The sequence below is a fragment of the Microbulbifer guangxiensis genome (genome assembly GCF_021729075.1).
Lineage (GTDB): Bacteria > Pseudomonadota > Gammaproteobacteria > Pseudomonadales > Cellvibrionaceae > Microbulbifer > Microbulbifer guangxiensis.
On the sequence record NZ_JAJSAQ010000003.1, the window covers coordinates 385,483 to 397,641 of the forward strand.

The 12,159-nt window shown below is 53.7% G+C and carries 12 protein-coding genes; 8 read left to right on the plus strand and 4 right to left on the minus strand.

Annotation, left to right across the window (positions count from 1 at the left end; all coding sequences use genetic code 11):
* Positions 1-93: 93 nt before the first annotated feature.
* From LVD12_RS08685 to LVD12_RS08700, 4 genes are all read right to left on the minus strand, one after another.
* The gene (locus LVD12_RS08685) at positions 94-1,512 is read right to left on the minus strand and encodes an O-antigen ligase family protein (RefSeq protein ID WP_237067303.1); all 1,419 of its coding nucleotides are present in this window, start codon (positions 1,510-1,512) and stop codon (positions 94-96) included.
* 676 nt (positions 1,513-2,188) lie between these two features.
* Positions 2,189-2,647, minus strand: a complete 459-nt coding sequence (locus LVD12_RS08690) for a hypothetical protein (RefSeq protein ID WP_237067304.1) — start codon at positions 2,645-2,647, stop codon at positions 2,189-2,191.
* A gap of 189 nt (positions 2,648-2,836) precedes the next feature.
* Positions 2,837-4,027 carry a LapD/MoxY N-terminal periplasmic domain-containing protein gene (locus LVD12_RS08695; protein WP_237067305.1) on the minus strand — a complete coding sequence of 397 codons (1,191 nt, stop codon included), beginning with the start codon at positions 4,025-4,027 and terminating at the stop codon, positions 2,837-2,839.
* A 79-nt stretch (positions 4,028-4,106) separates the two neighbouring features.
* Complete coding sequence (locus tag LVD12_RS08700) at positions 4,107-4,661, minus strand: transglutaminase-like cysteine peptidase (RefSeq protein ID WP_237067306.1); 555 nt, start codon at positions 4,659-4,661, stop codon at positions 4,107-4,109.
* Positions 4,662-4,731: 70 nt separating this feature from the next.
* Here LVD12_RS08700 and LVD12_RS08705 point away from each other — a divergent pair, with 70 nt between their 5' ends.
* The 8 genes from LVD12_RS08705 (at position 4,732) to LVD12_RS08740 (ending at position 12,158) form a co-directional block, all read left to right on the plus strand.
* On the plus strand, positions 4,732-4,935 hold the full coding sequence (locus LVD12_RS08705; protein ID WP_237067307.1) for a hypothetical protein: 204 nt from the start codon (positions 4,732-4,734) through the stop codon (positions 4,933-4,935).
* Positions 4,936-5,004: 69 nt separating this feature from the next.
* The gene (locus LVD12_RS08710) at positions 5,005-5,211 is read left to right on the plus strand and encodes a hypothetical protein (protein WP_237067308.1); all 207 of its coding nucleotides are present in this window, start codon (positions 5,005-5,007) and stop codon (positions 5,209-5,211) included.
* A 442-nt stretch (positions 5,212-5,653) separates the two neighbouring features.
* Positions 5,654-6,595, plus strand: a complete 942-nt coding sequence (gene galU / locus LVD12_RS08715) for a UTP--glucose-1-phosphate uridylyltransferase GalU (protein ID WP_305080519.1) — start codon at positions 5,654-5,656, stop codon at positions 6,593-6,595.
* A gap of 74 nt (positions 6,596-6,669) precedes the next feature.
* Positions 6,670-7,965 carry a lipopolysaccharide biosynthesis protein gene (locus LVD12_RS08720; RefSeq protein WP_237067309.1) on the plus strand — a complete coding sequence of 432 codons (1,296 nt, stop codon included), beginning with the start codon at positions 6,670-6,672 and terminating at the stop codon, positions 7,963-7,965.
* A gap of 3 nt (positions 7,966-7,968) precedes the next feature.
* A complete protein-coding gene (locus LVD12_RS08725; RefSeq protein WP_237067310.1) occupies positions 7,969-8,496 on the plus strand; it encodes an acyltransferase in 528 nt (175 codons plus the stop codon).
* Complete coding sequence (locus tag LVD12_RS08730) at positions 8,489-9,841, plus strand: nucleoside/nucleotide kinase family protein (RefSeq protein WP_237067311.1); 1,353 nt, start codon at positions 8,489-8,491, stop codon at positions 9,839-9,841. The genes LVD12_RS08725 and LVD12_RS08730 overlap by 8 nt, the downstream gene beginning before the upstream one ends.
* Positions 9,838-10,947 carry an aminoglycoside phosphotransferase family protein gene (locus LVD12_RS08735; protein ID WP_237067312.1) on the plus strand — a complete coding sequence of 370 codons (1,110 nt, stop codon included), beginning with the start codon at positions 9,838-9,840 and terminating at the stop codon, positions 10,945-10,947. The genes LVD12_RS08730 and LVD12_RS08735 overlap by 4 nt, the downstream gene beginning before the upstream one ends.
* Entirely contained in the window at positions 10,944-12,158 is a 1,215-nt protein-coding gene (locus LVD12_RS08740) for a glycosyltransferase (RefSeq protein ID WP_237067313.1), read from the plus strand. Before LVD12_RS08735 ends, LVD12_RS08740 begins: the two co-directional genes overlap by 4 nt.
* The last annotated feature ends 1 nt before the right edge of the window (position 12,159 follow it).

Genomic DNA, 12,159 nt, shown 5'->3' on the forward strand with positions numbered 1-12,159 from the left:
TGTGCTACTGCTTCATCGTCATACCGGCGCAGGCCGGTATCCAGAGGCCACTGTACTACCTAACGACGATAAATTAGCGGGAAACAAAGCCCTTCAGCCAGCAGTCGAGGCCAGCTCCCGCTTCTCCACCTGCATAAACCGCGCCTGCCATGCCAGCGCCAGGCACAACAGGAAATAAATCGCCGTGGCCGGCGCCTGTAGGTGGAAGTCCGTCAGCAGCATGATCAGCTCGGCAATAATTGCCATCACCGCCGCAAACGCCATGCCCTGCATCAGGCTGTCGCGCCGCTGGCGCAGGGCGGTGAAGGCCAGTGCCAGGCTCCATAACACTGCCACACCCAGCAACAGCGTCGCCGGCAGGCCGAACTCGATGGCGAACTGCAGGTAATCGTTGTGGGCCAGGTCGTAGTATTGCTGGATATCCGCGCCCTTCACCATCGGGAAGGATGAATAAAAACTACCCCCGCCTGTACCGGTCAGCGGGTACTGTTCAACCAGCCCCAGCCCGTCCCGAACGACTTCGTCCCGGGTTTCCTGGGTAAAGCTGGTGTTTTCCAGTTTGTTTTTTACCCGCTCCAGCCCGAACCAGCTGCCGACAATAAACATATCAATGGCCAGCAGGCTCGCCAGCAACACCGTCAGGCTGCGACTCTTTTTGCGGATCAGCAGCAGGCCCAGCACACCGGTAATGGAAAGGCTGACGAAGAACGCAGTGTTGGGCATGCGTGAGTGGGACATCACCAGCCCGATCACCATCATCGCCAAACACAGCCGCACCACCGCCTTGCCGTTCATTAATGTGGCCAGTGCACCGCGCAGGAATTCCCGCACGGAACCCGCCCGCTTGCGGGACAGGCTGGCAATCAGCAGACCGGTGCCAAAGCACAGGCACAGCACCAGGAAATTGCCGAAGTGGTTTTTGTAGCGGAAGCCGCCGGTGGCAATATCTCTGTTGGGGAAGCCCAGCACCCAGGTGGTCTCGGAACCGGAGAGTGCCAGCAGTACACCGTAAAACGCCTGGAAGGTGCCGGTAATCACAATCACCAGCGCGGCCAGCTTCAGCCGCTGGGTCGAGTTCACCAGTGCCAGGGCCAGGAACAGCAGGCACCAGTAGCTCAGCCCTTTCATCAAACCGATGCGGGTCTGGTTCGGGTCCAGGGAGAGGGTGCCGAAAGCAGCCGCCGGGTCCGCTGCCAGAAAATGCGCCGCCCGCTCCGGGGAAATCGCCTCCAGCAAACCGATCGGCAGCGGCAGCACCTGCAAACCCACCCACAACTGGAACAGCGCAAACAGTCCCAGCAACGGCGCATAGGGCCGGAGCAAATGCAGGCGCGGTGCGTAGGCATTCACCACCAGCCAGCCACCCAGCAGCGCAAACGCCCACACTTCCAGCAGCGACCAGGCCCAGGGCCGGTGCGAGCCCAGCGGGATCGGCAGCCAGAACAGCAACGCCAGAAAGGCATAAAACAGGCCGCGCTCAAGGCGCTGGATACGGGGGCTGGCTTCGGTCATGGGGCAGGTGATGTTCGTAAGTGGCTGTTGTTCTTCTAATCGTATGAATAATAAAGGGTTTGCGTCTCTCTTCCATCGTCGTGCCGTATCCGGTACCGAGCCATCAGAACCCACAGTGGTCTATGGATGACACGGCGCCAAGGCGCCGGCCCTACGGGTCAATCGCAAGCGATTGCTCACTCCGGCGTGTACGCCTCCGTGTCCGGATCAAGTCCGGGATGACGACGGAAGTAGAAATCGACCTCACTCGTCATACCGGCGTAGGCCGGTATCCAGTACCGAGCCATCAAACGCGCAGTGGTCTGTGGATCCCGGATCTAGTCCGGGATGACGACAGAGTGAGGAATCGCTCCTCTCGTCATACCGGCGCAGGCCGGTATCCACACTCCGGGGGTTTCTCCAACCTCTGTAGCTGGATGACACGGCGCCAAGGCGCCGGCCCTGCGGGTCAATCGCAAGCGATTGGTCACTACGGCGTTGACGCCTCCGTGTCCGGATCAAGTCCGGGATGACGACGGAAGTAGAAATTGCCCTCAGTCGTCATGCCGGCGCAGGCCGGCATCCAGAAACCCCTGAGCCCGCCGAACCCTAGAAACCCAGCCACCTACCAAAGATTATCAACAACCCAAAACAAGAAAAGCCCCTCGCGGGGCCTTTCCTTGGTACACCGAATGGATCAGTTCTTGGACGGGCACTTGCCGTCGCAGCCGCCGGCACCGGCAATCGGGGGCGGGGAGCCGCGCAGGCTGCCTGGCGCTACGCCACTGCGGCCCGGGGCCAGTCCGGAGCGGCCTGCAGCAGTCGCGGCAGAAACCGTGCTCGGGTCAGCACCGCCGGCAATGGCTGCAGCAACCGCATCGCGGGGCTTCATGCCGGCGGCGACGGCCGCATCGACAATTTCCTGTGCCTTGCTGGGGCGCACTGCTACCGCAGCGGCCACAATCGCATCCGCTTCTTCCGGAGCAACGGCCAGGGCCTCTGTCACTGCGGCTTCTACCGCAGTGCCCTCGGCAACCGCATTGGCGATCACCTGGTTCATGGTGTAACCGGCTTTGATGTATTCGGCTACGCCCGCTGTGGCGATACCACTGAGCAAACTCGCACTCAGTGCAACCCCCCAAACCGCCTTCTTCATGGTGGCTCCTTATTGATTCTGTGGTATTTCCCCAAATATGCGCCTGATTGTACCGGCCTTACCGCAAATGGGAAGAGCTCACAACAAACGCGGTAACAGTTTCTCAAAGCTGTGACCGCGCTCAAATAGCCATTTGGGGTCATTGTCATCCACGGGCAATCCATTCAGGCCGGATTGCATCCAATCGCCTCACGCCGGCTCGTTCTGCCTGGGTTTGCTCGCTGCTTTTTTGTCCGGGCCCTTGTCTTTATCAGCGGCAAAGGGAACGGGCGGGGCCGCCGCGCGTCGCACTTTGACTTTCAGCACCGGAATGTCGGAAGCCCCCGAGTGCGCGCCGTATACACACCACTGAAACGCCTCCAGCTGCCGTGCCTGGGCAAACGCCCAGTTGCAGCGTTCCACCGCGGCACGCAGGTTGATGGAGGCGGGGACTGGCACCACCGTCACCCGCAGGCCAGAGGTGTTCCGGTTACTGCGCACGGGTTTGCTCCCTTCCTCATTACCGCGCAGCACCGATCCCAGCGCAGCACAGAGCCAACCGGCCAGACCGCAGGCCGCGGCATGGTGGCTGTGGCTGAGGTTGAGTGCGAACTCGTGCGGGCTCAGCTGATAGAGCCGCACCGTGGGTACCCAGGCTTCCAGATGCGCCCGCAGCAGTTCCGGCAAATCCCCATTGGTCCATTGCCGTATGGCGCCATCCGGCGTTGCACCGCTGCCGGTATCCAGAACCAGCCAGAACTCGCCGCCAGCGCGGCTGGCCCGTTGGGTACTATCCCGCAGTGCCCGGATAAAGTCCCGCCGGCTGCCGGGTGCCGCCATCGGCCGGGCGCCGGAGCGCCGGGTTCCTGGCAGTCCGATCCGTGGCCAGGCCAGCAACAGTACCATCGCCAGTCCGGCCAGTGCCAAACCCGCAAAGCCCCTGGCCAGCCGCCACAGCTGCTGCTGCGCCGGCGCCGGGTGAATACTGACCTGCACCTGGCCGACGGGCTGCCAGCCCCTGTCGATGGTGGCCACAGCCACAGGCGCTTCAATCGCCACCCAATCACTGAACCACTGCGGCACCGGCGAGTGCAGCGCGGGGCTGCGCCGCTCCACCAGCACTTCACCCGGTGCCGAGCGGACGGCAATGGCCTGGTAGTGCCCACCCTGTACCAAGGCAGTCACGGCGGTTTCCAGGCTCAGGGTGTTGTCTTCAATCAGGTAGGGGCGCAGGGCCAGAGCCAGGGTGTTGGCGCCATCCCGCGCCGTGCCCTGCAGTTCCACCTGCAGGTAATCCCGCGTGGTGGCCATGGCCAGCCACAGGCCACCGGCCAGAATTAGCGCCAGCAACAGCGATAACCGCAACAGGTTGCCCGCTGCGGCGGCGTTTTGTCGGTCCATGACAAATCTTCCTTCTTATATAGGTGGTTATCAGGGGCTTTCGGGCGGCTGCTACCAGTTGGCATAGAAAAGGTGGCTATTAAATGTCCATCCCCTGTGCCTGCAGCCGCTGGCGCAGGTCCTCCCACAGCAGGGAACCACTGTGGTCACGCACCTGCCGGGGCGTGGCGGAATCCGGCTCCAGCCACAGCCCGCTGGAATTGAAACTGTAGACCGGTTGCAGATCTTTGCGCTGGGTGGCCGGCACCACGGTGCTGGTGAGGTTATCCAGCACCAGCGGCATGGCGCCGGGGTAGGGGGTATACAGCAGCACCATATGGGCCTGGTTCAGCTCCAGGGCATTCACATACATCAGCCGCAACTGTGAGGTGGGCAACTCCAGCGCCTGCAGGGTAAACAGCTTGGCAATGGCAAAGTCCTCACAGTCCCCACCGCGGGAGGCCACAAACTCCACCGGTGTGGCCCAGTAATCCTCAACGCCCCAGTGGGCCGCGTCCTCCACAAACGGCACCTGGTTCAGGAACCGGTTCACCCGCTTCAGCCGTCCACCCTCATCGGCATTGCTCTGCCCCGAAACAAACTCCTGCCAGCCCTGCAGGTGCTCACTGGCCTCTGGCCCGAAACGTGCATTCATTTGCGCGAACAATCCGGGCGCCAACAGCGGCGTGTGGGAGGGCAGGGCATTGGCTGCCGAGAGCAGCCCAATGAAGAGCAAACCAGAGCAGAGCAGAACCCATAACCCCAGCCGCAAGCCCCAGCTCAAGAACCTGTCACGTAATCGCAAAAAAGAGAGAAAGAGACCGTCCATAGACCACCACCAAAACCCACAACCACCGGGCACAACCCCCGGCAGCATGAGTTTGGCAGCTCAAAAAATGAACGTGCTGAAAAAGCACAAACTCACGTAAAGCCGTGCGCCGGCAAAGCAAAATGGTGCTCTGGGCAATTGCGGGTTGGTGTTCAGGACGAGAGAGTGAGTGGAGAAAGAGCTGGAAGTGCAGGGCAAGGAAGCCACTGAAGAGCGGGCGACAGGGCAAGAAAACCAACCCACTGGCATCAGAAGTCAATACAACAGCGGATTGTGGTCAGCCCGCAGCGACCGACTAGAGGAAACCACTGATCGTGACACCAGATGGCAAAATACCGTCATGAATAATCGGCAAATGGGATTCACTTCGTCTTGAACGAGGCTTGGGTTTTGATAAAGTGTGAGACCTGTCACACGGGGATGCCGGCGCCATTAGCGCGGGTTAAAAAATAGACAGTCTGCCGCATTGGTGAGCTTGGCCGAGAGAGGGGCCTACCGCTAACAGCGGCGGGCACCATGGGCTAGAGCCAGCTGAAAAGTACCCAGCTGCAAAGAACAAGGTGCGGTAGGAAGTAAAGCAGGCTCAGGGGATTCGCTGCTTGCCATAAGCAGCGGGAATTGGGGAATCATCTCATATCGACGCTGCTTGCTGCCCATGGGGATGGGCGCAACGGCGAGTCCAGGCATGGGACGCCATTGCATTTGGTGTGCCCGGCCTATCCCAACCAATACAGTCTGATTCGACCAGGCCTGCTCTGGGTGTGGTCTATTTGACCCGTGGCGACAAAAAACGATTGATTCGGCCCAGTTGACGGGTGATGGCAAAGCAAGAACAAGAAGGCAACAAGATGTACAAAGTGAAGAAAGCGGTTATCCCGGTTGCCGGCCTCGGTACCCGAATGCTGCCCGCCACCAAAGCCATCCCCAAGGAAATGCTGCCGATCGTGGACAAGCCGCTGATCCAGTATGTGGTCAACGAGGCAGTAGCGGCCGGCATCAAGGAAATCGTGCTGGTCACCCATGCCAGCAAAAACGCCATCGAGAACCATTTCGATACCTCCTTTGAACTGGAAGCCCAGCTGGAAAATCGCTTGAAGCGTCAGCTGCTGGAGGAAGTGCGTTCCATCGTGCCCAAAGACGTGACAGTGATTTCCGTGCGTCAGGCAGAGGCTAAGGGACTGGGACACGCTATCAGCTGCGCGCGCCCGGTAGTGGGCGACAACCCCTTTGCCGTGCTGCTGCCGGATGTGCTGATCGACCAGTACGCAGCAGATCTCACCACCACCAACCTCGCGCAAATGGTGCGTAACTTCGAGCAGACCGGAGCCAGCCAGATCATGGTAGAAGCTGTGGAGTGGGATGAGGTCAGTAAATACGGTGTAGTGGATTGTCTGGGTGCTGATCTGCAGGCCGGTGGTACTGCCAAGATCGATGGAATGGTAGAAAAGCCAGAAGTTGATGCAGCGCCCTCCAATATGGCCGTGGTGGGCCGGTATGTACTGCCCGCAGAAATCTGGAGTCTGTTAGAAGCTACCCAGCCTGGCGCCGGCGGTGAGGTTCAGCTGACCGATGCGATCGACGAATTGCACAAGCAGCAAGCCGTGGAAGCATACCGCATTGTTGGGCATAGCCATGATTGCGGGAACAAGCTGGGATATATGAAGGCGCAATTGGCGTATGCGCTTAACCACAAAGAAATTGGTATGCAGGTAGCAGAATCTTTGGTCGAGCACCAACGCTCAGAACGGGTGACCTCATAGTCCTCGCAGTAACTGAAGTTTCGAAGCTAAAGCTAGCAAGCAAGCAACTTGGGTAGTCCCATTGTGTGGTGAAAATGGCCTTTCTGAAAGAATTATTAAATAAATACAGTCATGTAAACTGGGCGCTAGCGGACCAAGCTATGGTCAGCGGTGTGAACTTTCTGACAGGCTTGCTGATTGCACGTTTCCTGGGGATGCAAGAGTTTGGTGTTTTTACTTTGCTTTGGATGGCCGTGCTGTTCTTGAACGCTCTCCAGATGGCAGCGATCAGTGCACCGATGATGTCTATAGCTCCGAAGCTGGACTCTGAGCAGCAGGCTTCCTATTTGAGCGTCGTGACCATGCACCAAGTGGTGTCATTGGTGGCAACAGCACTTATCTTGTACGCAGCAATTACGACGGCTTCAGAACTAAAACCAGAATGGGAAATTGGCCAGTACGCTTTACCACTAGCTATAGCGGGATCCCTTTTTCAAACTCAGGATTTCTTGCGTCGCTTCTTTTTTTGTCGAAAAGAAGAGCGGCACGCATTTGTGAGTGACTCTCTTAGTTACGTTGGCCAGCTTTGTGCCTTGGTTTTTTTGTTGGTTTTCTTCGGTGGCGACATTACTGGAGTTTTTAGGGTGATTGCCGTTACCTCATTGGCCGGTATCGTATACGCACTTTGCAGGATTTCACTCACGCGACCAACTTTGCAAGTGGTCAAATCCTTTACGTGGCGCAATTGGCAATATGCTTGCTGGTCTATCCCGAATGTGTTTGTGCAATGGGGAGCGGGGCAGTTGGTATTCATTGTTACCGGTGCGATGCTGGGCGCCGCTTCTGTGGGTATTTTGAAGGCATGTCAAAATATTTTGGCCGTAAGTCATGTGCTGTTTCAGGCTATGGAGAATTTTGTTCCGGCAGCAGCAAGTCGAGTCTTTGCGGAGTCCGGGATTAATGGGCTAAAAAACTATGTAACAAAAGTCACTATAGTTGGTGCGACTGTAACAGTATTGGCTGCGGCCATTATTGGTTATTTTTCTGGTGACATAATGCTACTTGTCTATGGTCAGGAATTTAGTGGCTACCAGCAAATTCTGCAGGTGTTTTCAGTAGTTTACATATTTATGTTTTTTGCTTTTCCTTTATCTTCCGGTATCCGGGCCATGGAAAACACTAAAGCAATATTTTCCGCACAGTTATCGGCAGCTTTAGTTGTTGCCGGAATTGTGTGGCCTCTAATCTCTCAGTTCAGTATTTATGGTTCGGTGCTTGCCTTGCTGTCTGGCTATTTTATATCAGACGCCGTGATGGCTTACGTATTTTACTCTGAATCAAAGCGTCGGGTTTCTGAGTTTAGAATCTCTGGTGCATTACAAATTAAATAAGTAATGAAAAAGAAAATTTTACTAGTTGTCTATTATGCATTTGCGCAATTTATACCTATGCAGCCAATGCCTGGGTGGAAGTTTGGATACTTAGTCCGGCGTTGGTTAGCAAAACATCTATTAAAGAACTGTGGAGTAGGTGTAATAGTAAAAAATAAATGCTACTTCGGTGATGGAAGCCGTTTGTCTGTCGGTGATAGAAGTCAGATTGGGCAGAACGCACGCCTAAATGGCACGATTACTATCGGGTCGGATGTTTTAATGGGGCCTGATGTTGTGATGATGGCCACGTCTCACGCGTGGGAAAGTTCGAAGATCCCGGTCAATCAACAGGGAGAAGCTGAAGAGCGCGATATTTCTATTGGGAACAATGTGTGGGTGGGTACAAGGGCTATCATCCTTCCCGGAGTTGTTGTTGGCGAAAACTCCGTGATCGGCGCGGGATCCGTGGTGACGAGATCTTTTCCTGCTAATAGTGTAATTGCTGGAAGCCCAGCGAAATTAATAAGGAGCCGCGAGAAGAATGTTTAATGAAGCCGCTGCCTTTTCTGACAAATCAGATTGCCTGAAGACGTTTTTTAAATTTCTAGAGGACCGTGGCCTTAAGTATTGCGTCGTGGGGGACTCTACAAGGATGCCAGTCGAGGTGCCGAGCGATATTGACATTGTTGTCGAATCCGATTCATTGCGCCGTATAAATGGTTTGATACGTGAATTCTGCCTTAACTACGATTTGGCTCATGTTCAGACGCTGCATCATGAGCAGTCTGCATATTATTATGTTTTGGCATTTGTTGATAAAAGTGGAACCTTAGACTTCCTGCATCCAGATGTTTGCGGTGACTATTTTAGGCGTGGCCGAAAGCTACTCAATTCGGAAGACCTTTTGATCGATAGGGTCGTCGCAGTCGACGAAGATGGTTCTAGTAAGAACTTCTATGTCGCAACGCCGCATCAGGAGTTTATCTATTATTTCATAAAGAAAATTGACAAGGGGGCTGTAAACTCCAGTCAGTTCGATCATTTGCGCCGGCAGTATCTTTTGGCGGTTGAAGATTGCAAAAAAATGCTTAGGCGATTTTGGTCCGAGGAATGTGTGAATGAGGTTTCCAGGTCCTTGTCAAGCGGCGATCAAGAATTATTGAAATCAATGGTTCCAGCCCTCAAAAGGGAGTTAGCTGAAGGAAAGAAGTTCCATTTTGTTTACAGCCTTAGAGAGTTTTTCCGCCAGATGGGTCGTGTGCTGCGACCTACGGGCATTTCAGTTGCTTTGCTTGGTCCCGATGGAGCGGGTAAGACAGCTGTGGGTGATGGCTTGGTGGAAAAATTATCGCCGGCTTTTCGAAAGGTCTCCCGTTTCCATTTAAGGCCCTACTGTTTAGGTAATCCAGAGAGGGGTTCTGTCGTAGCTGATCCTCACAATAAAAAGCCACGTGGGATTCTTAGCTCGATAGCGAAGCTTGTTTATTTCTTAGCAGACTATTTGATCGGTTGGGTTGCCAAAATCCTACCACTGAAGATCCACTCCAATTTTGTAATTTTTGACCGTTACTATCACGATTTGCTAGTCGATCCCAAGCGCTATAGGTACTCCGCGCCTCGTTGGTTATCCAGGCTGGTATCAAAGATCGTGCCAAAACCGGACCTTTTTATAGTGCTGGATGCCCCAACTGAGATGATTCAGCTAAGGAAAAGAGAGGTTCCGCACTCCGAGACTGATCGACAAAGGAAAGCATATTTAAAGTTCGCGAAGGGCCGACAGGATTGCATAGTGCTGAATACGGCCAAGCCGCTTGAATCCACAATGCGTGACAGCTGTGACGCAGTCCTACGATATATGCAGGCGCGCGAGCGGAAGCGTCAGAGAGCGGTATGATTCAGTTAATAGCGGCAGAGGTATTAAATGCGGTCTATCGAGCTTCTCGTGTTACTGAGAGTGCTGGCGAGAATACTGTAGGTAGCTCTTTTTATGTGATTCCTGGTAATGAAGGGCCTCGCTGGATCTTGCCAGGTACACCAGCTATAGGTAAGGCGGTGATTTCAGGGTGGCGCCCTTACGGATTCTATTCGAAAATCAAATGGCAAATCCTGCGCCTAGCGTATTCGCTGGGTTGCCTGAGGTATGTACCTAGGGTAACTGTTATATCGGTAGACGGAGCTAACCTCGAACTGCCTTTTATTGAGAATAAGGTCTCACCCGTCATCTATGTTGGTACACCGGGGAGGCAGCAAAAAGCTGTGGTCTCACTGGTCTGCGGTCAATCGAACTCTGTGGTTGCTGTTTTAAAGGTGCCACTGCAGTTAGGTGCTAAGGATAGCATTCAGAGAGAGGTTTCTGCTCTTAGAAAGTTGAACTTAGCAGGTGTTCAGTCTGTACCCAAGTACATTGGTAGCGATAAATCGCAAGGTTGGTCTTTGCAGTCGGTATTGAAAGGCCGAGTATCCGGCGGAAAACTCAGGAAGTCCCACGTAGACTTTCTGCTTAGTTTGCGGACGGGCCTAACTAGGTCGTTGGATTCCTGTATTCAAGAAATTGATGGATATGCGCCTTCATCTCGGTGCGGACTTACCGATAATCAGAGTCAGCTAGTAAAAATAGCTTTTGCCGCGATATCTGATTCTGCAGACTTTCCAGAGGTGGTTTTTCATGGCGACTTTGCTCCATGGAACATAAAAGAAAATGGCTGCGAACTTGGTGTTGTTGACTGGGAAGATTCGGATGCAAACGGCTTTCCTTTTTGGGACTTGTGCCATTTCTTTTTTATTCAAGAATTTCTTCTTGGGCTGCCAGACACTGTTTCCGAGCTGATAAACAATAAACTCGTTGATTATTATTTAGGCGAATTAGGTATTGATGACTTGGGTAGAAAACAGCTGTTGATAGCGTATATCTTGTTCAATGTCTGTTGCGCAAATCATGGTGTAACCGCGGAATACAGAATATTTTTAATTAATAAAATGGCTGCGGTATTAGAGTTATGAATGTGCTTCTTTCGGCGTATGCGTGCGAGCCGGATAAGGGTTCTGAACCTGCAGTTGGGTGGAATTGGGCGCTTGAGGCGGCCAAACATAATTGCAATGTTTGGGTGCTCACACGAAGTAATAATAGGTTGGCTATTGAATCTTATTGGTCGAGAAACCGAAAGCCAAGTAATCTTAAATTTTTCTATTTTGATGTTCCCGGTTGGTTGGCTTGGTGGAAAAAAGTACCCTTTGGGATCTATTTATATTATTTGCTTTGGCAGTTCGGAGCTTTTTTAGTGGCGAGGCGAGTGCACCGGATAGTACGTTTTGATCATGTACAACACATTACTTTTGCTTCGGCCCGCCAGCCTAGTTTCATGGGGTTGCTCGGGGTGCCATTTTCATTTGGTCCAGTTGGGGGGGGCGAGAGCGCGCCAATGATGCTTAGAAAAAGCTACCCATGGCGCGGCTGGTTGAGTGATTTATTTCGCGATTCAGTGAACTGGTGGGTGCGGTTTTCCCCGTTGATGAACCTGACTTATTCGACAGCGACGCGAATTATTGTAACTTCCGATCAAACACTAGAGATGGTACCGAGGCGATTTAGGGGGAAGGCGACGATATCTTTAGCTATCGGTATCGAGCCGCAAATTGGATTGAACATCCCAAAAGACCCGCCAAAATTATCAGGGCCAAGAATCCTGTACGCCGGACAGCTTGTGTATTGGAAGGGTGTGCACTTAGCAATAAAGACATTTGCAAAAATTAAACACGAGATTCCTGATGCTAGGCTAACGATACTGGGTAGGGGGAAAGATGGTTCGTGGCTGAAGGAACTTTCCGAAAGGCTAGAAGTGTCTAACTGTCTCGATTTTATTGATTGGGTGCCAAGAGACGAGATTGAGAAAGTTTACCGGGCACATCACGTTTTGTTGTTTCCCAGCTTGCATGACTCAGGAGGTATGGTTGTCCTTGAAGCTATGAAGTGTGGGTTGCCGGTTGTTAGCTTGGATATTGGTGGGCCGAGTGTAACGGTAACCGAAAAGTCTGGTTTTTTGGTGCCCGTAATTCAGCGGTCAGAGAGTGAGGTCGTAGAGGCTCTCTCTTCCGCGCTGAAAGAGCTTTTCTCAGATCAAGCCAAATATCGGCGCCTGTCAATAGGTGCAATAAAAAGAAGTTCTGAGTTAAGTTGGCAGAATGCAGTCGCCTCGAACTTGGGGGGGGCATGAA

Excerpts from the sequence above, each read along its gene's own strand:
- LVD12_RS08725 (WP_237067310.1), top strand. The coding sequence starts at position 7,969 with ATGAAAAAGAAAATTTTACTAGTTGTCTATTATGCATTTGCGCAATTT.
- LVD12_RS08735 (WP_237067312.1), top strand. The coding sequence starts at position 9,838 with ATGATTCAGTTAATAGCGGCAGAGGTATTAAATGCGGTCTATCGAGCT.
- LVD12_RS08730 (WP_237067311.1), top strand. The coding sequence starts at position 8,489 with ATGTTTAATGAAGCCGCTGCCTTTTCTGACAAATCAGATTGCCTGAAG.
- LVD12_RS08685 (WP_237067303.1), bottom strand. The coding sequence starts at position 1,512 with ATGACCGAAGCCAGCCCCCGTATCCAGCGCCTTGAGCGCGGCCTGTTT.
- LVD12_RS08695 (WP_237067305.1), bottom strand. The coding sequence starts at position 4,027 with ATGGACCGACAAAACGCCGCCGCAGCGGGCAACCTGTTGCGGTTATCG.
- LVD12_RS08720 (WP_237067309.1), top strand. The coding sequence starts at position 6,670 with ATGGCCTTTCTGAAAGAATTATTAAATAAATACAGTCATGTAAACTGG.
- galU (WP_305080519.1), top strand. The coding sequence starts at position 5,654 with ATGGCAAAGCAAGAACAAGAAGGCAACAAGATGTACAAAGTGAAGAAA.
- LVD12_RS08705 (WP_237067307.1), top strand. The coding sequence starts at position 4,732 with ATGAAGAGCAAACCAGAGCAGAGCAGAACCCATAACCCCAGCCGCAAG.
- LVD12_RS08700 (WP_237067306.1), bottom strand. The coding sequence starts at position 4,661 with ATGAATGCACGTTTCGGGCCAGAGGCCAGTGAGCACCTGCAGGGCTGG.
- LVD12_RS08740 (WP_237067313.1), top strand. The coding sequence starts at position 10,944 with ATGAATGTGCTTCTTTCGGCGTATGCGTGCGAGCCGGATAAGGGTTCT.
- LVD12_RS08690 (WP_237067304.1), bottom strand. The coding sequence starts at position 2,647 with ATGAAGAAGGCGGTTTGGGGGGTTGCACTGAGTGCGAGTTTGCTCAGT.